We start from the raw sequence: 20,007 nt of genomic DNA, 5'->3' as shown, positions 1-20,007 counted from the left end.
CGGCCAGCTTCGGTTCGGCGGGCAGCATCGCCGCCAGCCGACGCAGCGGCGCGGGTTTGGCGACTTGTGCCTGCTCGAAGGCGATCAGCGCGGCAAGCTCGGCCATGGTCGCCGCCGTGACCTCGGGCAGGACAACCGGCAGCACCCCGCGCGCGAACATGCGCTCGACCGTGGCCAGCGGCTCGGGCAGCGCGAGGAGGGCGAGCAATTCGCCCGCCACCCGCTCGCGCGACAGGCCCTTTAGTGTGGCCGCCATATCGGCGCAGGCTTCCTCCGCCTCGCCGTCGAGCATGGCTCCGAAGCGGGCCTGAAAGCGGTAGTAGCGCAGGATGCGCAGGTGGTCCTCCGCGATCCGCTCGCGCGCCTCGCCGATGAAGCGGACGCGGCGGGCGTCAAGGTCGGCAAGGCCCGCGAAATAGTCTGAGATTTCAAGGCTGAGCGGATGGGCGTAAAGCGCATTGATGGTGAAATCGCGGCGGCTTGCGTCTTCCGCCCAGTCTTCGGCGAAGGCGACTGTCGCGCGGCGGCCATCGGTGGCGACGTCCTTGCGCAGGGTGGTGATCTCGACATTCCCGTCCGCCAGCACGGCGGTGACGGTGCCATGGTCTATCCCGGTGGGGATGACCTTGATCCCGGCCTCGTTCAGCGCGGCCATCACCGCTTGCGGGTGGAGCGTGGTGGCAGCGTCGATATCGTGGACCTCGGCCCCGAGCAGGCTGTCGCGCACCGCGCCGCCGACCCAGCGCAGGTTGTCCGCGCCGAGGACGCCGACCAACTGCGCGAGGTCTTCGCGCGCGGTCCAGTCTGCCTGCAATACTACGTGACTCATACTCACCGCCGCTCATCCTGAGCCTGTCGAAGGATTGTCCTTCTTCTTGATGGCGGCGCTAGAACCAAAGACGACCCTTCGACAAGCTCAGGGTGAGCGGAGGGTGGGGATAGGGGGTGAGCGGAGAGTGGGGATAGGGGGCGAGCAGTGCGTGGGATAGGGGCGCCGCGTGAGGGGCGCAGGCCCCGCCCGATCAATCGAGCAGCTCTTCCCAGGCCAGCCGGTGCGACAGGTTCGCCAGAATGCCCGCGGTGATGCCCCAGATGCGGTGATCTTCCCACACGATCTCGGTGTAGCTGCGCTGGTGCCCGCGAAACAGGCCCGTCTTCGCCACATGGTTGCGCTGGTCGAGCGCATAGCGAAGCGGCACCTCGAACCAGCCCGCCACCTCGCGCGGGTCGGGCCGGATCGGCAGATCGTGCGGAACCACACCCAGCACCGGGGTCAGCTCGAAGCCCGAGCCGGTGACGAAACTCTGCGTCTGCCCGATCACCCGCACCGCCGTGGGCGCGATCGACAGCTCTTCATCGGCCTCGCGCAGCGCGGCGGCCACCGCGTCCTCGCCCGCCTCAAGCTTGCCGCCGGGGAAGGCGACCTGACCGGGGTGCTTGGGCATGGTGTCGGGGCGGTGGGTGAGCAGGATGCCCGGATCGGGCCGGTCGGTCACCGCGATCAGCACCGCGGCCGGGCGCAGAATGCCGCTGGTCACGTCGCTATCGTCGCGCAGGCCGGCAAAGCCGACGTCGCGGCTTTCGGCGAACACGCGCGTGAGGCGGTCGAACAGCAGGCTCATCGCGGCACCAGCGAGAACGTTGCGCCCGCGCTGGTGATCTCCAGCTCCTCGCCGCCCTCAGCCAGAGCGTGCTCGGCCAGTTGCAACCAGGTCGAGCGGTCGAGCCGCGCTTCGGTGCCGTGACGCACGGCGAGATAGATGGCGGGGCACTCAGGATCGCCCTCGGCGCGCAAGGGGTGGTCCGGCCCGGCGATTACCAGTTCGTCGGTGCCGAGGCGGAAGGCCAGCGCGCCGCCATCCACCTTCATGTCGACCGCGAGGAAAGCCGCATCGTCCACCGCGATGGACTGCCGGCACTGCGGGGTCATCAGCCAGTGCTGGCCGCGCTCGTCCTTCACCAGCAGCGAGGAAAAGGCGCGCACCATGGCGGGGCGGGTGATCGGGCCGCCATCGTGGAACCATGTGCCGTCGGCAGCGATCCGCATCAGGCTGTCGATTTCCTCGCTCGGGCTCCATTGCTCGACCGGCGGCAGACGCCGCTCTTCCACCGCGCGGGCAATCTGCTCGAGCGAGAGGGAGGCAAGGTCAGGTGGAGCTTCGTATGGCATGGCTGTTTACGCAGCGATGCCAGAGAGCGTCAGCCGATCCAAGGCCCCAGCGTGCCCTTTTCCGGCAGCACGGCGACATTGGGCGCTCGCACGAGCAGGCGGTCCTTGTCGTAAGGCCCGGCGATGGTCCACCCTTGCGTCGGCGCGGCGACGAAGCCGAAACGGCCGTAGTAGGGCGCATCGCCGATCAGCACCTGCGGCAAGGCCGTTTCAGGATCGAGGCTGGAGGCCATGGCCAGCATCAGCGTGGTGCCGAAGCCTTCGCTCTGCCGCTCGGGAACCACCGCCACCGGGCCGACCATCAGCATCGGATGGCGGCGGCCTTCCTCGTCGGTCAGCGCGACCGGATAGACCTGGATCGTGCCGACCAGCAGTTCCTGCTCGTCGATGGCGGCAAAGCTCAGGGCGGGGAGCCACTCGGTGCCTTCGCGCACCTTGTAGGCGGTGCGCTCATGGCGGTCCGGTCCGAAGGCACGGTCGAGCAATTGCTCGACCAGCGAGGGATCGACGGCGCTCAGAGGCACCAGCGTGGTGGAGGCAAGAGAATCGACCATGGGCCGCGCGCGATTAGGATCGGGCGCGGCGGTCTGCAATCGAATTGTGGCTCAGGGCGCGGGCGTGAGGCGCAGGAGTCGTCCGTCGCCGCCGTCCTCGATCACCCAGATTGCGCCGTCACTCGCCTCGACGATATCGCGCAGACGCTTGGGGAAGGCATAGCGTGCCTCTTCGGTGGCGGAGGCGTTCGCGGCATCGGGGGCGACGCGCACGATGGAGGTGCTGCCGAGATTGGCGATCAGGATCTGGCCTTGCCAGCCCGCGAACAGGTCGCCCGAATAGACGATCATGTCGCCCGGCGCGATGACCGGGGTCCAGAACAGCGCTGGTTTGGTAAAACCGTCGTCCGCCGTGTGATCGGGGATGTCGCTGCCGTCGTAGTTTACGCCGTTGGAGCGGGTGGGCCAGCCATAGTTCGCGCCTTCGACCACGAGGTTCAGTTCGTCGCCACCGCGCGGGCCATGTTCCAGTTCCCACAGGTTGCCCACAGCGTCGAACTTGAGGCCGAGGATGTTGCGCTGGCCGTAGGTCCAGATCTGGTCGGCGGGGCTGCCCTCGGCGGCAAAGGGGTTGCCTGCGGCGGGGGTGCCATCGAGGTTGAGGCGCAGCACCGCGCCGAGGTTGTTGCTGCGGTCCTGCGCGGGGTCGCCCTGCTGGCGGTCGCCGCTGGAGAGAAACAGGTGCTGGCCATCGGGCGAGAAGGCGATCTTGTGGCTGAAATGGCCGTTGCTTTTGATGGCGACACTCTGCTGCCAGATCTGGGTGAAGCCTTCGAGCGCGCAGCTGTCTTCGCCGCAGACCAGCTTGCCCCGGCCGAGAGCGGCGCGGCGGGCTTCGTCTTCGTCGGCCTTGGCCCAGCTGATGTAGACCGTGCCGCTCTGGGCATAGTCGGGCGCGAAGGCGACATCGCCGAGCCCGCCCTGTCCGCCATAGGCCACTTCGGGAAGGCCGCTGACATCAAGCACGCGGCCATCGGCGGGGCGGAACAGCTTGGCCGTGCCCGCCTTCTCGGTGATCAGGAAGTTGCCGGTGCCCGGTTCCTCGGCAATGGCCCATGGTTCGGCGAAGGTGCCGTGGCTGGTGACGGTGAAGGGCGGGCCGTCTTCCAGCGCAACCACCTCTCCGGCCGAGACAGCAGCGGGTTCCTGTGCCGCGCTATCCCCGGCACCGACCCCGCTACAGCTTGCGAGCACGAGGGACACTGTGAACAATGGGGTGGAAAGGATCGACTTGCGCATGACTTCGGGCTCTCCCTTATCCGGCTTCGAACGGCCCTTCGCCGCGCCCGGCTGCATTGCCGGGGTCGACGAGGCGGGGCGCGGGCCGCTGGCAGGGCCGGTTGTGGCGGCTGCCGTGGTGCTGTGCAAGCCTGCGCCGGAAGGTCTGGGCGATTCCAAGAAGTTGACCGCCCGCCGCCGTGCGGTGCTCGAACAGGAAATCCGCCAGACCTGCGCCTTCGGGATCGGCGTGGTCGATGCCGCAACGATCGACCGCATCAACATCTTCGCCGCCACCATGCTGGCGATGGCGCAGGCGATGGAGCGGCTTTGCGCGGTGCGCGGCGCGGACCCTGCCGAGGCGCTGATCGACGGCAACCTCACGCCTGCCGGGCGCACCGCAAGCTGGCGCTGGCCCGCGCGCGCCATCGTCGGCGGCGACGGAATCGAACCGGCCATCGGCGCGGCCTCGATCCTCGCCAAGGAATACCGCGACCGTCTGATGTGCGAAGCGGCCCTCGCGCACCCGTATTACGGGTGGGAGCGCAACAAGGGCTATGGCACGAAGGAACACAGCGCTGCGCTGCGCATTCATGGGCCAAGCCCGCTGCACCGCCGCAGCTTTGCACCCGTCGCCCAGCTGGAAATGTCGCTACAGGACCCATGATCCGATGATGCTCTCGATCCTTGCCGTTCTCGGCGGCCTCATCGCGCTGGCGGTGGGCGGGGAGCTGCTGGTGCGCGGAGCCGTGGGCATTTCGCGGATGCTCGGCATTTCGCCGCTGATTACCGGGCTGGTGGTGGTCGGCGCGGCGACCTCGATGCCCGAACTGGTGGCGAGCGTGCAGGCCGCCATGCTCGGATCGCCAGGGATCGCCTGGGGCAATATCGTCGGCTCGAACATCGCCAATTCGCTGCTGATCCTCGGCGCGGCGGCTTTGATCGCGCCGATTGCCATGCGCGGGATCGGCAAGCGCGACGCGCTGATTGGGCTGCTGGCGGCGCTGGTCCTGTGGCTGGTGACCTATGGGCAGTGGGCCTCGCCGGTGCTGGGCATGGCACTGCTGGCCTCGCTGGTGGCCTATATCCTGTGGCGGCTGCGCCAGCTCCCCGACACGGGCGAGGATGACGACGATCACGATGACGGCGATCCAATCTGGTGGCTGGCGCTGCTGCAATTCGGCGGCGGCCTCGCGGCGCTGGTCGGCGGCGGCGACCTGCTGGTGGGCGGAGCCATCGAACTGGCACAAATGGCGGGCGTTTCGCAAACGGCCATCGGCCTCACCGTGGTGGCGGTGGGCACCTCGCTGCCCGAACTCGCCGCCACCGCCGCTGCCGCCCTGCGCGGGCGCAGCGAGCTGGCGATCGGCAATGTGGTTGGCTCCAACCTGTTCAACCTGCTGCTGATCGGCGGCGTGACCATGACCATCGCCCCGCAGGCGGTCCCGATCGAGCTGGTGGACATAGAGTGGCCGGTGCTGGTGGCCAGCGCGCTGCTGATCCTCGGGCTGTGCCGCTATGCCAGGCGGCTGGGGCGGGGGCTGGGCCTGGTGCTGCTGGCCGGCTTTGCCGCCAACACTGCGGTGGTCTTCGTGCTCTAGCGACTCTCCGAAAAATAAATTCGCCCGATTTCCGGGGCGCGAGTCTTGCGTGCAACACCCCATCATGTCGAGTCTCGCCGCCAATGCGGGACTCAACATCTGGTGTCATTCCCCTTTCGTTCGCCCGAGTCGCACCCCGCATTTTGGGGTCCGGCCGTTCACACGCCGGCTTGACTGGCGAGTCCCGAGGACTCAGAAGCTTGTGGATAAGTGAGGGACGACGAGTTCATGGGTGAATTGACGTTAGTCCGGGCCGCGCGCCCGGCACGGGTGAAAATAGCGCCGAAGACCGAGCTGCCGCTGGGGCAGATTCTCGCGGGCGACTGCGTGTCGGAAATGCGCAAGCTGCCCGATGCGAGTATCGATCTCGTCTTCGCCGACCCGCCCTACAACCTCCAGCTCGGCGGCGACCTCAACCGCCCAGACGGCAGCCACGTCGATGCCGTTACCGACGACTGGGACCGCTTCGACAGCTTCGCCGCCTACGACGCCTTCACCCGCGAATGGCTGACCGAGTGCAAACGTATCCTGAAACCCGACGGCGGGCTGTGGGTGATCGGCTCGTACCACAACATCTACCGCGTTGGCGCGATCATGCAGGATCTTGGGTTCTGGCTGCTCAACGACATCGTCTGGCGCAAGTCGAACCCGATGCCGAACTTCCGCGGCACCCGCTTCACCAATGCGCACGAGACGCTGCTGTGGGCGAGCCAGGGCGAAAAGGCGCGCTATCACTTCAACTACCGCGCGATGAAGACGCTGAACGACGAGTTGCAGATGCGCAGCGACTGGGTGCTGCCGATCTGCTCGGGCGGCGAGCGGCTGAAGGGCGACGACGGTCACAAGGCCCACCCCACGCAGAAGCCGGAAAGCCTGCTGTACCGCGTGCTGCTCGCCACCACCGAGAAGGGCGATGTCGTGCTCGACCCGTTCTTCGGCACCGGCACCACCGGCGCGGTGGCCAAGCGTCTGGGCCGCGACTGGATCGGCTGCGAGCGCGAAGCGGCCTACCGCAAGGTGGCGACGGCGCGTATCGCCAAGGAGCTGCCGCTCGACGAAAGCGCGCTGACCACGATGCAGAGCGCCCGCAGCCAGCCGCGCGTGGCCTTCGGCGCGGTGGTCGAGGCGGGGCTGCTGCCGGCGGGCACCGAGGTATTCGACAAGAAGCGCCGCTGGCGCGCGCAGGTGCGGGCCGATGGCTCGCTGCTGTGCGGGAAGGAAAGCGGCTCGATCCACCATGTCGGCAAGACGCTGCAAGGCGCACCGAGCTGCAACGGCTGGACCTTCTGGCACTACGAGCGCGATGGCGAGATCAAGCCGATCGATGCGGCAAGGCAGCTCTATTTGCTGAGTGTGGAGGATTGAGGGGGCGGCGGCGTTGTGAGAGCTTCCATCGTCGCCCCGTGCTTGACACGGGGCTTGGCTAATCTTCCGGTGCAAACCAGCGCTCCCACAGGTCGTCCCAATCGGGATTGTCGGCTTCGATCAGCGCGAATTTCCATTCGCGCCGCCATTTCTTGACGAGTTTCTCGCGGGCTATCGCTTGCTCGATCTCTTCGTGCCGCTCGATGTACACGAGCCGGGTCTTTCCGAAATCGGCGACATGGCGCGACCCTGTTCCCTCGCGATGCCGGGCGATCCGGGCCATGGCATTTGATGTCACGCCGACATACATGCCGCCGCGATAGCGGTTTGCCATGATGTAGACCCAGCCACCCTTATCCATTGCCCGTTTATTGCGGGGATGGCGGGAAAAGAAAAGCCGAGCCCCGTGTCAAGCACGGGGCGACGAGAGGGGGGCAAGTGACAACACACCAAGGCGGTCACGCTCCTATTGCCTATCGCGCAACGGAATGAAGGACATCCCGATTTTGCTCCAAGGCTCCTGTACACCAGCGGCTTCCATCGCTTGGCCTAGCGCCATACGAATAGGAAGCGGCGTTTCACAAGGGCCTATGATGACCTTATTGATCAGTGTTTCTGGCGCGGCCCCCACAACACCAACCTCGGGGTCATCTTTGAGTGCCAACTTCACCACCTGCTGTGGAACACCGCCGACTGTCTCTATTGAGATGTCGATCCACGGCGAGGTGCCGTCGAGTGAAGGTGAGTGGTACACTCGCCACTCGCGTTCTTCTTTGAAGCCCGGGTGCTTCGTAGCAAGCACGAAAGACCGGAAGGCATGGAAAAACAGGTTCAGGATAATCTGCCGGTCGATCTTGGTTATTGTATCACCTGCGTCCATAATGGCCGCAGCCCAACTCTGGAACCATTCTACGAATTGGTCCTGATCTCGATACACGACTGGCATTGAATAAACTGCCAATGCGTCAGTTTCTGAGAGAAATGTTGCGGTGTTCAGAACCAAAGCCACGCCTGCGTGCCCGCCATAGGCACGCCACATGGAAAGGCGCCCATAGCTATCCTCATCGTCATCATGCTCCGACAGGCAAATCATGTAAGTGTCGTCGATCATGCTTGTGGCATGGTTGTTGAACGTGTTTTCGATTTCTTCCTTAATTCCCTGCCAACTATTATCTAACCATTGTTGAAGTTCGACGCCAGCGGAAGAGTTCCAAGCTGCTCGCAAACATTCCAGCCCATGACGCATTTCAGAGTAATCGTTCATCAGGTGCGCATTTCTGAGCCAAACCTGTTTTCCCGCGATGATCTTATAGGCGTTGTCGGCCGACGTGTAGTGGACGAGCCGCGAGCCGTCTTTGAGGCGTTCGACGCGTTCGATCAGGTGCGATACGAAAAGGTTCATCAAAGCTTGGTCATCCATAGTTGTTGACATGGCTCCAAACTTTACCGTGCACAACCAACCAATCTACCTCATGACTATGCACACGAGGCTCGCGCACCCCCAAACCCCCTTTCCTACGCCCCGCCACCTGTGCTTGAACCGCGCGCGAACCGCCCGCAAAGGAACCGCAACTGTGCAAGAGAATGAGCAGAGGGTTTTCTTCCCCTGTACTCTGTCACACCTGTAACACCCTTGCAGGAAAAGCCGCAGAAAGCTGAACGATGAGCCAGACCGTCTACCTCCAGCCGCTGACCACCGTGAACGGGCCGCAGGCGGTCGAAGGTGATGCTGTTCGTCTTGGCGGATCAATGGTCTATGCGCGAGAGTTGGCAGTGATTGTGCGCTCCGGCAGCGCGGTGGTGTCGCGGCAGGTCGTCACCCGCGCGGGCATGGATGCGGCGCTGGCGGAGCTGTCCCCAGGCCTCGCAGACGAAGGCGCGGCGCAGTGGGCCGACCTTCAGCGCGTCCACCCGCCGCTGCAATGCGGGGAGCGCACGATCCGGCTCGACCAGCCGCAGGTGATGGGCATCCTCAACGTCACCCCCGACAGCTTCTCCGACGGCGGCCAGTTCATGGACGACCCCGCGGCCATGCGTGCGCAGGCCGCCACCATGCACGAGGCGGGCGCGGCGATCCTCGACGTGGGCGGCGAGAGTACCCGTCCGGGCGCGGCCACCGTGTGGGAGGGCGACGAGATCAAGCGCGTCGTCCCCGCGATTGAGGTCTGCGCGGCGATGGGCGCGGCGGTCAGCATCGACACCCGGCGACCGGCGGTGATGGAAGCGGCGCTCGCAGCGGGGGCGCATGTGATCAACGATGTGTCCGCCCTGCGCCACGATCCGCGCAGTCTGGCCTATGCCGCTGCGAGCGGGGCTCCGGTGATCCTGATGCACGCCCCCGGCGCGAGCGTCGAGGCCGCCGAGGAGCTGCACAGGGATGGCTCCTACACCGCCGTCGCCTTCGACGTGTTCGACTGGCTGAAGGAGCGGCGCGATGCGGCGCTGGCGGCGGGGATCGTGCGCGAGAGTATCGTGCTCGATCCGGGGGTGGGCTTCGGCAAGACGCTGGCGGAGAACCTCGCGCTGCTCAATGCGCTGCCGCTGTTCCATGCGCTGGGCCAGCCGCTGCTGCTGGGGGCGAGCCGGAAGCGGATGATCGGTGCGCTCAGCAACGAGGTGGCGGCGCACCAGCGGCTCGGCGGGTCGCTGACGCTGGCGCAACTGGGGATGGACGCGGGCTATCACCTGCTGCGCGTCCACGACGTGTTCGAGACGGTGCAGGCGCGCAACGTGTGGCGCGGGCTGAGAGATGCGGCATTGACCGACTTTGCGGGGCTGGTCTCCTGATGCGGCAAACGGCCCCACAGGGGCCGCAAGGCCGACCGGCCGCCCGGAGGTGCCCCGCAGCGAAGCGGAGGGAACAGCACCGAGGACGAAAGCCCGGATGGGCTTTCGCAAAACCAATCACGCCGCGTTGTCGATCCCGAGGTCGCTCAGCTTGCGGTACAGCGTCGAGCGGCCAATGCCCAAACGGCGCGCCACTTCGGTCATGCGGCCGCGATAGTGGCCGATGGCGAGGCGGATCACGTCGGCCTCGATTTCCTCGAGCGGGCGCAGGTTGCCGTCTTCGGTGTAGAGCATCACCCCCGCGCTGTCGCGCATCGGCGAGCGGGCGACGGGCTCGATCTCGCCGACCAGTTCGCGCAGTTGCGGGAAGTCGTCGGCGGTGAGTGCGTCGCCCTCGCAGAACACGGCGGCGCGGAACAGCACGGTCTGCAACTGGCGCACGTTGCCGGGCCAGTCGTAGGCACCGAACAGGCGCAGCGCATCGGAGGTGATGCCAAGCGGGCGCAGGCCCGGCTGCTGGCCGATCCGGTGCAGGAAGTAGCGGGTCAGCGCGCCGATATCGCGGTTGCGTTCGCGCAAGGGGGGCAGGTGAATGGTGGTGCGCGAGATCAGGTCGAGCAGTTCGGACCGGAAGTGGCCGGCATCGGCGAGGTCGGCCAGCGGCAGGTTGCTGGCGGAGATGATCCGCACGTCGATCTTGTAGGAATAGGTGGCCCCGATCGGGCGGACCGAATTGTTGGTCATCACTTCGATCAGGCGGTCCTGCAGGTCGAGCGGCAGGCGGTCCACCTCGTCGAGCACCAGGGTGCCGCCGTCGCAGTTCTGCAAGGCACCGACCTGCTTTTCGAAGGCGCCGGGGAACGCGCCCTTCTCGTGCCCGAACAGCAGCGATTCGAGGCTGCTGGCCGAAACGCCGGCGATGTTGATCATGCGGAATGCTGTCTTCGCGCGCGGGCTGGCCCCGTGCATCGCGCGCACCAGCATCTCCTTGCCGGTGCCGCTTTCGCCTTCGATCAGCACCGTGCCGTGGCCGCGCGCCGCCTTGGCCGCCTTGGCCAGTGCATCGCGAAAGGTGGGCGCGGTGCCGACCATCGCGTCGAAGTCGAGATCGGCGGGCATCTTCTCGGTGAGCGGCGTGAGTTCGTCGCGCGGGGTTTCCGAATGGGTAGAGTTGCGCAGCGCCTGCATCAGCCGGTCGGGCGCGACGGGTTTCACCAGATAGTCGGTGGCCCCGGCGCGCATGGCTTCGACCGCAAGCAGCGGCGAGGTACTGGCGGTCAGCATCAGGATCGGCAGGGCGGGGCGGCGGTTCTTCAGTTCGGCGATCAGGTCGCAGGCCTCGTCGCCGGGCACCCACTGGTCGAGGATGATGGCGGAAAGTTGCATGCCCTGCCGCGTGCCGAGGGTGGCGATGGCCTTTTCGGCATCGTCCACCACCAGCGTGCGCCATCCTTCGCGCGCGGCAAGCGCCGTGATCAGGCGGCTTTGCGCGGGCTCGTCGTCAATCAGCATCAAGAGGCGCTGTTCAGGCTCGGCCATGGTTTCCTACTGTCCTTGCCCGCAGCGGGCCATTGCAAAGGTCGCTTTTAACCATGGTTGGTAAAAAGGGCCTTAAGCAGAGCTTGAGCACCGGGCCGTGGGAAGATAGAGCAAGGATCGAAGCAATTTCCATCATGTAAGAGGCAGGAATACCCATGGCTCAACAACAAGACCTGAACGACGCGCGCGAAACCTATGCCGGCTTCATCGGCATGCTGAAGTGGACCGTTCCGCTGCTGGCAGTGATAGTGGCGATCGTCGTCATCCTCGTTTCCTGACCCGACCCGCGTAAGAGAGGATGCGGATCGCGGTACTGAAAGAGCAGGCCGCCGGAGAAACCCGAGTGGCCGCCTCGCCCGAGACGGTGAAAAAATTCATCGCACTGGGCGCAACCATGGCAGTGGAGGAGGGGGCAGGCGCTTCCGCCTCCATAGCTGATACTGCCTACCGTGAGGCGGGCGCCGAGGTCGTCTCTGCCGCCGGGGCGGTGGCCGGGGCCGATATCGTGCTCGGCGTGCAGGCGCCCGACGTGATGGCGCTGACCGGGGCGAAGCCGGGAGCCTGGGTGGCGGCGGTGTTCGATCCGTTCGCGCAGCGCGAGCGGGTTAATGCCTATGCTGCGGCCGGTTTCGAGGCGCTGGCGATGGAATTCATGCCCCGCATCACGCGGGCGCAGAGCATGGACGTGCTCTCCAGCCAGTCGAACCTTGCCGGCTACAAGGCCGTGCTGGCCGCCGCCAACCAGTATGGCCGCGCCTTTCCCATGATGATGACGGCGGCGGGCACGGTTTCTGCCGCCAAGTGTTTCGTGATGGGTGTGGGCGTGGCGGGGTTGCAGGCGATTGCCACCGCGCGCAGGCTCGGCGCGCAGGTCAGCGCGACCGATGTGCGTTCGGCCACCAGGGAGCAGATCCTCTCGCTCGGCGCGAAGCCGATCTTCGTCGAAAGTGTGGCGGGGATCGAGGGCGAAGGCTCGGGCGGCTATGCCACCGAGATGAGCGAGGAATACCAGCAGGCGCAGGCCGAGCTGGTCTCCAGCCATATCGCCAAGCAGGACATCGTGATCACCACCGCGCTGATTCCGGGCCGGGCCGCACCGCGCCTGATCTCCGACGCGCAGATCGCGACGATGAAGCCCGGCAGCGTGATCTTCGATCTTGCGGTCGCACAGGGCGGGAATGTCGAGGGATCGGTGCCCGACCAGGTGGTGGAGAAGCACGGCGTCTTCATCATGGGCTATGCGAACACGCCCGCCCACCTCGCGGCGGACGCCTCGGCGCTTTATGCGCGCAACCTGTTCAACTTCCTCAGCGCCTTCTGGGACAAGGAGGCGGGCAAGCCGGTGCTCGACGAGGAGATCGGCGATGCCGTGCGGCTGACGCGCGGGGGCGCAGTGGTGAGCGAGAGGCTGAAGGGATAGACCATGGACTTTATCGCAATCCTGTCGATCTTCGTGATGGCCTGCTTCGTGGGCTATTACGTCGTGTGGTCGGTCACGCCCGCGCTGCATACGCCGCTGATGGCGGTGACCAACGCGATTTCCTCGGTGATTATCGTCGGCGCGCTGATTGCGGCGGCCGAGGCGGGGGAGGGGCTCGCCAAGTGGGTTGGCCTTGGCGCGGTGGTGCTGGCCTCCGTCAACATCTTCGGCGGCTTTGCCGTGACCGAGCGGATGCTGGCCATGTACAAGAAGAAGGAGAGGAAGTGATGCCTCTTGCACGGCTTCCGTTCGTGTCGAGCGCAGTCGAGACACGGCGCGCGGCATCTCGACTTCGCTCGATGCGAACGGGGAAGGCAGGCTGATGGCGCACCTTGCTCTCTCCCCATGGGTCGCCTTCGCCTATCTCGTGGCGGGGGTGTTCTTCATCCTCGCGCTGCGCGGGCTCTCCAGCCCCGAGACGAGTCGCAAGGGCAACCGCTACGGCATGGTCGGCATGGCCATTGCCGTCATCACCACGCTGATCACGCACCAGATCGCGAACATCGTCGAGATCGGCGTCGCGATCCTGATCGGCGCGCTCATCGGCGTGACCATCGCCCGCCGCATCGCCATGACCGCGATGCCCGAGCTGGTCGCGGCCTTTCACTCGCTGGTCGGCCTTGCCGCCGTGCTGGTGGGCTGGGCGGCCTATCTCAGCCCCGAGGCTTTCGGCATTCTCGACGCGGACGGCGGGATCAACACCGTCTCCAAGATCGAGATGGCGCTGGGCATAGCCATCGGTGCGATCACCTTCTCGGGCTCGGTCATCGCCTTTGCCAAGCTTTCGGGCCGGATGAAGGGCTCGCCGATCCTGCTGCCCGCGCGGCATGTGATCAACCTCGGCACACTCGCGGCGATTATCGTGCTCACCGTGCTGTTCGCCATGGCCGCACCTGAGGCGACCTTGCCGCTGATCGTGGCGTTGACCGTGCTCGCCTTCGTGATCGGCTTCCTGCTGATCATCCCCATCGGCGGGGCCGACATGCCGGTCGTGGTCTCGATGCTCAACTCGTACTCGGGCTGGGCGGCGGCGGCGATGGGGTTTACGCTCCACAACACCGCGATGATCATCACCGGCGCGCTGGTCGGCGCTTCGGGGGCGATCCTCTCCTACATCATGTGCCGGGCGATGAACCGCCAGTTCCTCGCCGTGATCGCGGGCGGATTCGGGGCCGAGGCGAGTGGCCCCGCACGCGAGGCGCGCGAGCAGCGGCCCTACAAGCAGGGCAGCGCCGACGACGCCGCCTTCATGCTCAAACAGGCCGACAAGGTCATCGTCATACCGGGCTACGGCATGGCCGTGGCGCAGGCGCAGCACGCCTTGCGCGAGATGACCGACCTGCTCGAAGAACAGGGCGTCGAGGTGAAGTTCGCGATCCACCCGGTCGCGGGCCGGATGCCGGGGCACATGAACGTGCTGCTCGCCGAAGCCAGCGTCGACTACGACAAGGTGTTCGAACTGGAGGACATCAACTCCGAGTTCGCCCAGTGCGACGTCGCCTTCATCATCGGCGCGAACGACGTGGTGAACCCGGCGGCCAAGACCGACAAGTCGAGCCCGATCTACGGGATGCCGGTGTTCGATGTCGACAAGGCGCGGCAGGTGTTCTTCATCAAGCGCTCGATGGGCGGGGTGGGCTATGCGGGCGTCGACAACGACGTGTTCTACATGGACCAGACCATGATGCTGCTCGCCGATGCCAAGAAGATGGTCGAGGAGATCAACAAGGCGCTTGCCGACTAGGGAGGGCGCGCGCCGGAGGAAATCGGCGCGCAGCACGCCCCCTGCGGCGAGGTTCGGCAAATGTTCCGGTTGCGGGGGCAGGGCGCGCGCACTAGCGCATGGCCCATGCCTCTTGCCCCCTATGCCGCCAATCCTGCCGCCTCGCGCGGGCGCGAATTCGCTCAGGAAGGAGACGGCGCGCGCGGCCCGCGCAGCGTGTTCCAGCGCGACCGCGACCGCATCATCCACTCGATCGCCTTCCGCCGTCTCGCGGGCAAGACGCAGGTGTTCGTCGCGCCCGATGGCGATCACTACCGGGTGCGGCTCACCCACAGCCTCGAAGTGGCGCAGATCGGCCGGGTGGTCGCGCGCCAGCTCGGGCTCGACGAGGATCTGACCGAGGCGCTGTGCCTCGCGCACGATCTCGGGCATCCGCCGTTCGGGCACTCGGGCGAGGAAGCGCTCGATGCGGCGCTGGAGCCGCGTGGCGGGTTCGACCATAACGAACATGCCTTGCGGGTGCTGATGCGGCTCGACAGCCCCTATTGCGGGATTCCCGGGCTTAACCTCTCATGGGAGCTGCTGGAGGGCATAGCCAAGCACAACGGCCCTGTGAGCGCACCGCGCTGGGCCTTGCAGGAACTGAACGCGGCCTTTCCGCTTGATCTTGATCAGTGGCCTTCGCTCGAAGCGCAGGTGGCGGCGCTTGCCGACGACATCGCCTACGACAACCACGATATCGACGACGGCTATCGCGCCGGGTTCCTCAAGCTCGACGATCTGCTGACGCTCGACTTTATCGAGGCAGAGTTCCGCGCCATTGAGCGCCGTTTCCCCGCTGCCGACGAGAAACAGCTTTTGCGCGAGCTGGTGCGCAGCCAGATCGGGCTGATGGTGAACGACCTGCTCGAAACCACGCGGGCCAATCTTGCGGGCATTTCCAGCGCCGACGAAATCCGCGCCGCCGGGAGGCCCATCGCGGCCTTCTCACCGGAAATGGCAGCGCGCGAGCGCAGGTTGAAAAAGTTCATGTACCAGCGGCTCTACTATCACGAGGAGCAATTGCAGACCGCCGGTGTCGCGCGCGAAGTGATCGCCGGCCTCTATGCCGCCTATGATCAGGACCCTTCGCTGATGCCGCCCGGCTGGACCGCCAGCCTGCCGCCGCAAGAGCCGCAGCGCGCAAGGCATATCGCCGACTTCCTCGCCGGGATGACCGACCGCTATGCCATCGAGCAATACCGCCGCATCCTCGGTGAAGTCCCGGCCAGGCTGACCAATGTCTGAGCCCACACGTGTCCTGCTGGTCGGTGCGACCGGGCTGGTGTGAGGCGAGGTCATCGCTCAGGGGCGCGGGGTGCCGGGCCTGTCGCTGCTGGCGCTGGCACGGCGCGAGGTGCCGCTGCCGCGCGGCGGGCGGATGGAGATGATGCTCGCTCCGGTCGAGGACTGGCCGCAAGCCATCGCCACGATTGCCCCCGATGCGGTGATCTGCACGCTTGGCACGACCCAGGCGAAGGCGGGCCGTGAGGGCTTGCGCGAAGTCGATTGCACGCTGGTGCTGCGTGTGGCCGAGACGGCGCAGCAGGCGGGGGCGCGGCAGTTTGTGCATCTCTCGTCGGTGGGGGCGGATCGCCATGCGAAGGCGCACTACCTCAGCGTGAAGGGCGAGGCGGAAGAGGGGCTGCGCAAGCTCGGTTTTGCGCGGCTCGATATCCTGCGACCCGGTCTGCTGCGCGGCCAGCGCGAGGGCGAGCGGCGGGTGCTCGAAGGGATCGGGCAGGTCATGGCTCCGGTGGCTGACCTGTTTCTGCACGGATCGAAGCGGCGCTATCGCTCGGTCAGGGCGCAGGATGCAGCGGCTGCCCTGTTGCAGGCGGTGCGCACTCCGGCGCGCGGCACATTCGTTCACGATTACGACGCGATCCAGCGCCTTGCGCGCGGTTTTGCGCAGGCGAGGTCGGCATGAAACGCGAAGCCTACGCCGCCGCGCGCAACCGCGCGCCGATTGCCGAGGTGCTGGCGAAAGAGCTGCCGCCGTCCGGTCTGGTGCTTGAGGTGGCGAGCGGTACGGGCGAACATGGCGTGCATTTCGCGGGGCTGTTTCCGCAGATCACCTGGCAGCCGAGCGATCCCGATCCCGAAGCGCTGGCCTCGATAGCGGCATGGCGCGAGGATTATCCGGGCGAGAACCTCCTGCCACCGGTCCAGCTCGATGCGAGCGCCGCGCAGTGGCCGCTCAACCGCGCCGATGCGATCTTCTGCTCGAACATGGCGCATATCAGCCCAACCTCGGCCACCGAGGGGCTGGTAGCGGCGGCGGGCCGCTTGCTCGGCCCGGGCGCGCCGTTGATCCTATACGGGCCGTGGCTCGAAGAGGAGGTTGAAACCGCGCCGTCCAACCTTGCCTTCGACGCCAGCCTCAAGGCGCGTAATCCCGCATGGGGGCTGCGCCAACGTGCGTGGCTTGATGCGCTATGCCGCGCCGAGGGACTGACCCTCGCAGCGCGGCACGCAATGCCGGCGAACAACCTGATGCTGGTCTATCGCCGCGAAGGCTGACGACCGGTTGCGATAGTGCTCGCCGGGTTGGATTACATCTCGTTCTTCACAGTGTCGGATGCAGACTGCAGGTCTTCGCCCGCGCCGCTCACGGTGTTACAGGCGGTGGCGGCAAAGGCGAGCGCGGCAGTAGCGGCGGCGAGAATCAGCTTGCGGGTCATGACAATTCCTTTCCTGAAGCCCCTCGGTTCACGGCGTTTTTCTGCCTCCGAGAGGGATTGCAGGGGAAACCGCCGAACGCGCTTCAGGTTCCGGTAGCCTGCCGCTGATCGACAAATGCCCGCTGTGACAGCACCCGCTCGCGCCAGGCGATCACCAGCCCCGCCGCGATCACAATCGGTGCGCCGATGAAAGTGGTTGCGGGCGGCAGGTTCGCAAACATCAGCCACCCCAGCAGCGTCGCCCAGACGATGGCCGAATAGTCCATCACGATCACGCTCGCGACCTTGCCATAGCGCAGCGCCATCGTGATCAGGAGCTGCCCCCAGGTGCCGCTCAGCCCGATGCCGAGCAGCAGCAGCCAGTCCTGCCATCCGTGGGCTTTCATGGTGAAAGGCAGAAACGGTGCGGTCAGCACCACGGTGGTGAGCGCGAACCAGAACACGATCACATAGGGCTTCTCGGTCTTGCCGAGATCGCGGATCTGGATCGAGATCAGTGCGATCATGAAGGCACCGCCCAGCGCCACCAGCGCGCCGTCGAGCGCAATGTCGCTATCGCCGGGGCGCGCGATGATGAGGATGCCGACGAAGCCCGCCAGCACCGCCGACCAGCGCCACACCCCGACCTGCTCGCGCAGCAGCACCATCGACAGGATCACGGCGAAAATGGGGGCGGAGAAGTTGATCGTCTGCGCCTCGGCCAGCGGCAGCAGGATCACCGCGCCGAAATTGCACAGCATTCCCACGATGCCATAAAGGCTGCGCGCCAGATGCGCCTTGGGCCGCTTGGTGGCGAGCAGGTGCAACCCGCCCGCATAGACGGCCCAGCCGGCAATCAGCGGCAGGGTGACGAACTGCCGCCAGAACATGATCTCGGCAAGATGGATGCCCCGCTGCGATGCCAGCTTGATCAGCGCCGCCATCAGGGCAAAACCCATGATGCCGGCAAGCCGCATGGCCAGCGCCAGCATCGGCCGGTCAAGATTGCTATCGCTCATGGGCCTGCCTTAGAGGTGATTGCGCAGGTGGCAAGCGATGCCCATATGGCCGCCCATGAAAGAGCCCGACTTCCTGCTGTTCGCCAGCGACGCGACCCTGATCGGGCTGGCGGGGCTGGCGATGCTGGTGCTTTCGTTCATCGCCTTCATGGGCGAGCGTCGCCGCCGCAACCGGCGCGATATCGATGCGGTGGGCGTGTTGCCCTGGCGCGATATTGCCGCGCTGACGTCGCTGCTCGGGCTGCTGCTGATGGCACTGGCGATCAGCGGCTGGCTGAAGGGCTAGGCCTAGAGGCAGGCCTCCAGATAGGCCTGATCGAACCCGAACTGACGCGCCTTTTCCAGCGTGTAGGGGCGCAGGCCAGAGCTGCGGTATTCGCCGATGATCTTGCCGTCCTCGCCCTCGTCGAGATATTCGAAGTTGAACAATTCCTGCGTCACGATCACGTCGCCTTCCATCCCGATCACCTCGGTGATGTTGGTGGTGCGGCGTGAACCGTCGCGCAGGCGCTTCACCTGCACGATCAGGTCGACCGATTCGGCGATCTGGCGGCTGATCGCTTCCTTGGGGATCTTGATGTCGCCCATCAGGATCATGTTTTCCATACGGCCAAGACACTCGCGCGGGCTGTTGGCGTGCAGCGTACACATCGAGCCGTCGTGGCCGGTGTTCATTGCGGCGAGGAGGTCGAAACACTCCGCGCCGCGGATTTCGCCGAGGATGATCCGGTCGGGCCGCATACGCAGGGCGTTCTTCACCAGATCACCGATGGTGATCGCGCCCTGACCTTCGAGGTTCGGCGGGCGGGTTTCGAGCGGCAGCCAGTGCGGCTGCTGCAAGCGCAGTTCGGCCGCGTCCTCGATCGTCAGCACGCGTTCGCCGGGATCGATCATCTTCGACAGCGCGTTGAGCATCGTCGTCTTGCCCGAGCCCGTACCGCCCGAGATCACGATGTTCATCCGGCTCGCGCCCGCAATCTTCAGCGCGGTCGCCATCTTCTCGTTCATCGAGCCGAAGCCCTTGAGCATGTCGATGGTGATCGGTTTCTCGGAAAACTTACGGATCGAGATCGCCGTGCCCTTGAGGCTCAGCGGCGGCACGATCACGTTGACACGAGAGCCGTCCTTCAAGCGGGCGTCGGCCAGCGGCGTGGTCTGGTCGACGCGGCGGCCGACCTGGTTCACGATGCGCTGGGCGATCTGGAACAGGTGCGCCTCGTCGCGGAACTGGATCGGCGCGATCTGCAGCTTGCCCTTGCGCTCGATGTAAGTCTGCTGCGGGCCGTTGACCATGATATCCGAAATGTCAGGGTCGTTGAGCAGTTCTTCGAGCGGGCCGAAGCCGAGCAGCTCGTCGATCAGCACCTTTTCCAGCGCGAACTGTTCGCGCCGGTTAAGCGTGATGCGCAGCTCGGCCAGCACCTCCATGATGATCGGCCGGAATTCTTCCGACAGCTCTTCCTTCGAGAGGGTGGCCGCCGCTTCCGGGTCGACACGTTCGAGCAGGCGCGGCAGCACCTGTTCCTTGATCTTGTGAACCGACTGTTCGAACCCGCCGACTTCGCTGACGCCAGCCTCGCCCGAGGCGTTCACGCGGTCGGCGAGGCGGCTCATGGCATCGGCGTGGGGGCTGACGATGACCGGTTCGGCGCCGGGCTCCAGAGGAATGCCGCTGTTGGGAATGGGCGGGAACTGCTCGCCGCCTGACGTCTGGCTGGCGTTGCGGTCGGTCGGGGAAGGGGGCGCGCCTGTACGCATCGGCTTGGCGATGCCGAAGCTGGGGCGAGACCCCGCTCCGCCGCCCGGTCCACCGACGCCGTTCTTGCGTCCGAATGCGCTCATTGCCGTC

At 66.0% G+C, this 20,007-nt stretch carries 23 protein-coding genes; 12 read left to right on the top strand and 11 right to left on the bottom strand.

Annotation, left to right across the window (positions count from 1 at the left end):
* The 5 genes from D2V17_RS03015 to D2V17_RS02995 form a co-directional block, all read right to left on the bottom strand.
* Positions 1 to 829 (bottom strand): CCA tRNA nucleotidyltransferase (locus D2V17_RS03015; protein WP_147367206.1); only part of this gene is annotated, 829 nt, incomplete at its 3' end.
* Positions 830 to 1,022: 193 nt separating this feature from the next.
* Positions 1,023 to 1,622 (bottom strand): CoA pyrophosphatase, encoded by a 600-nt coding sequence (locus D2V17_RS03010; RefSeq protein WP_119591653.1) that lies wholly within the window; start codon positions 1,620 to 1,622, stop codon positions 1,023 to 1,025.
* A complete protein-coding gene (locus tag D2V17_RS03005; protein WP_119591652.1) occupies positions 1,619 to 2,170 on the bottom strand; it encodes a DUF1285 domain-containing protein in 552 nt (183 codons plus the stop codon). Before D2V17_RS03005 ends, D2V17_RS03010 begins: the two co-directional genes overlap by 4 nt.
* 29 nt (positions 2,171 to 2,199) lie before the next feature.
* Positions 2,200 to 2,724: a GNAT family N-acetyltransferase gene (locus D2V17_RS03000; RefSeq protein WP_119591651.1), complete on the bottom strand. Its 525-nt coding sequence runs from the start codon at positions 2,722 to 2,724 to the stop codon at positions 2,200 to 2,202.
* 51 nt (positions 2,725 to 2,775) lie between these two features.
* Complete coding sequence (locus D2V17_RS02995) at positions 2,776 to 3,963, bottom strand: PQQ-dependent sugar dehydrogenase (RefSeq protein WP_119591650.1); 1,188 nt, start codon at positions 3,961 to 3,963, stop codon at positions 2,776 to 2,778.
* Here D2V17_RS02995 and D2V17_RS02990 point away from each other — a divergent pair.
* The 3 genes from D2V17_RS02990 (at position 3,962) to D2V17_RS02980 (ending at position 6,908) form a co-directional block, all read left to right on the top strand.
* Positions 3,962 to 4,609, top strand: a complete 648-nt coding sequence (locus tag D2V17_RS02990) for a ribonuclease HII (protein WP_119591649.1) — start codon at positions 3,962 to 3,964, stop codon at positions 4,607 to 4,609. The genes D2V17_RS02995 and D2V17_RS02990 overlap by 2 nt on opposite strands.
* Positions 4,610 to 4,613: 4 nt before the next feature.
* A complete protein-coding gene (locus tag D2V17_RS02985) occupies positions 4,614 to 5,543 on the top strand; it encodes a calcium/sodium antiporter (protein WP_119591648.1) in 930 nt (309 codons plus the stop codon).
* Positions 5,544 to 5,771: 228 nt separating this feature from the next.
* The gene (locus D2V17_RS02980) at positions 5,772 to 6,908 is read left to right on the top strand and encodes a site-specific DNA-methyltransferase (protein WP_119591647.1); all 1,137 of its coding nucleotides are present in this window, start codon (positions 5,772 to 5,774) and stop codon (positions 6,906 to 6,908) included.
* Between the two features lie 58 nt (positions 6,909 to 6,966).
* Here D2V17_RS02980 and D2V17_RS02975 read toward each other — a convergent pair whose 3' ends face one another.
* Positions 6,967 to 7,269 (bottom strand): GIY-YIG nuclease family protein, encoded by a 303-nt coding sequence (locus D2V17_RS02975; protein WP_119591646.1) that lies wholly within the window; start codon positions 7,267 to 7,269, stop codon positions 6,967 to 6,969.
* A 105-nt stretch (positions 7,270 to 7,374) separates the two neighbouring features.
* Positions 7,375 to 8,328, bottom strand: a complete 954-nt coding sequence (locus tag D2V17_RS02970; RefSeq protein WP_220474055.1) for a DUF2971 domain-containing protein — start codon at positions 8,326 to 8,328, stop codon at positions 7,375 to 7,377.
* 242 nt (positions 8,329 to 8,570) lie between these two features.
* Here D2V17_RS02970 and folP point away from each other — a divergent pair, with 242 nt between their 5' ends.
* Entirely contained in the window at positions 8,571 to 9,695 is a 1,125-nt protein-coding gene (gene folP, locus D2V17_RS02965; protein ID WP_119591644.1) for a dihydropteroate synthase, read from the top strand.
* A gap of 117 nt (positions 9,696 to 9,812) precedes the next feature.
* On the opposite strand, the gene D2V17_RS02960 is transcribed toward folP, so the two are convergent.
* A complete protein-coding gene (locus D2V17_RS02960) occupies positions 9,813 to 11,234 on the bottom strand; it encodes a sigma-54-dependent transcriptional regulator (protein WP_119591643.1) in 1,422 nt (473 codons plus the stop codon).
* Between the two features lie 155 nt (positions 11,235 to 11,389).
* Between D2V17_RS02960 and D2V17_RS02955 the strand changes: the two genes are divergently transcribed.
* The 7 genes from D2V17_RS02955 to D2V17_RS02925 all read left to right on the top strand — a co-directional run bounded on the left by D2V17_RS02955 (position 11,390) and on the right by D2V17_RS02925 (position 16,999).
* Entirely contained in the window at positions 11,390 to 11,512 is a 123-nt protein-coding gene (locus tag D2V17_RS02955; protein WP_119591642.1) for an aa3-type cytochrome c oxidase subunit IV, read from the top strand.
* 20 nt (positions 11,513 to 11,532) lie between these two features.
* Entirely contained in the window at positions 11,533 to 12,654 is a 1,122-nt protein-coding gene (locus D2V17_RS02950) for an NAD(P) transhydrogenase subunit alpha (protein ID WP_119591641.1), read from the top strand.
* A 3-nt stretch (positions 12,655 to 12,657) separates the two neighbouring features.
* On the top strand, positions 12,658 to 12,942 hold the full coding sequence (locus tag D2V17_RS02945) for an NAD(P) transhydrogenase subunit alpha part 2 (protein WP_119591640.1): 285 nt from the start codon (positions 12,658 to 12,660) through the stop codon (positions 12,940 to 12,942).
* 94 nt (positions 12,943 to 13,036) lie between these two features.
* Complete coding sequence (locus D2V17_RS02940) at positions 13,037 to 14,458, top strand: NAD(P)(+) transhydrogenase (Re/Si-specific) subunit beta (protein ID WP_119591639.1); 1,422 nt, start codon at positions 13,037 to 13,039, stop codon at positions 14,456 to 14,458.
* A 105-nt stretch (positions 14,459 to 14,563) separates the two neighbouring features.
* Positions 14,564 to 15,724: a deoxyguanosinetriphosphate triphosphohydrolase gene (locus D2V17_RS02935; RefSeq protein ID WP_119591638.1), complete on the top strand. Its 1,161-nt coding sequence runs from the start codon at positions 14,564 to 14,566 to the stop codon at positions 15,722 to 15,724.
* Between the two features lie 70 nt (positions 15,725 to 15,794).
* Positions 15,795 to 16,406, top strand: coding sequence for an NAD(P)H-binding protein (locus D2V17_RS02930; RefSeq protein ID WP_245978479.1), 612 nt, complete (start codon positions 15,795 to 15,797; stop codon positions 16,404 to 16,406).
* Positions 16,403 to 16,999 (top strand): DUF938 domain-containing protein, encoded by a 597-nt coding sequence (locus D2V17_RS02925; protein ID WP_119591637.1) that lies wholly within the window; start codon positions 16,403 to 16,405, stop codon positions 16,997 to 16,999. Before D2V17_RS02930 ends, D2V17_RS02925 begins: the two co-directional genes overlap by 4 nt.
* 32 nt (positions 17,000 to 17,031) lie before the next feature.
* Here the strand turns inward: D2V17_RS02925 and D2V17_RS21885 are convergent, their stop codons facing one another.
* Both D2V17_RS21885 and D2V17_RS02920 read right to left on the bottom strand, forming a co-directional pair.
* Entirely contained in the window at positions 17,032 to 17,160 is a 129-nt protein-coding gene (locus D2V17_RS21885) for a hypothetical protein (protein ID WP_281270528.1), read from the bottom strand.
* A gap of 83 nt (positions 17,161 to 17,243) precedes the next feature.
* Positions 17,244 to 18,158, bottom strand: a complete 915-nt coding sequence (locus D2V17_RS02920) for a DMT family transporter (protein WP_245978477.1) — start codon at positions 18,156 to 18,158, stop codon at positions 17,244 to 17,246.
* Between the two features lie 55 nt (positions 18,159 to 18,213).
* Here D2V17_RS02920 and D2V17_RS02915 point away from each other — a divergent pair, with 55 nt between their 5' ends.
* Entirely contained in the window at positions 18,214 to 18,444 is a 231-nt protein-coding gene (locus D2V17_RS02915; RefSeq protein WP_119591636.1) for a hypothetical protein, read from the top strand.
* A gap of 2 nt (positions 18,445 to 18,446) precedes the next feature.
* Here the strand turns inward: D2V17_RS02915 and D2V17_RS02910 are convergent, their stop codons facing one another.
* Entirely contained in the window at positions 18,447 to 20,000 is a 1,554-nt protein-coding gene (locus D2V17_RS02910) for a TadA family conjugal transfer-associated ATPase (protein ID WP_119591635.1), read from the bottom strand.
* Between the last annotated feature and the right edge of the window lie 7 nt (positions 20,001 to 20,007).

The organism is Aurantiacibacter xanthus (genome assembly GCF_003584015.1).
GTDB lineage: Bacteria > Pseudomonadota > Alphaproteobacteria > Sphingomonadales > Sphingomonadaceae > Alteraurantiacibacter > Alteraurantiacibacter xanthus.
The sequence above is the reverse complement of the archived record's forward strand: the minus strand, read 5'-3'. Positions and strand labels throughout refer to the sequence as shown.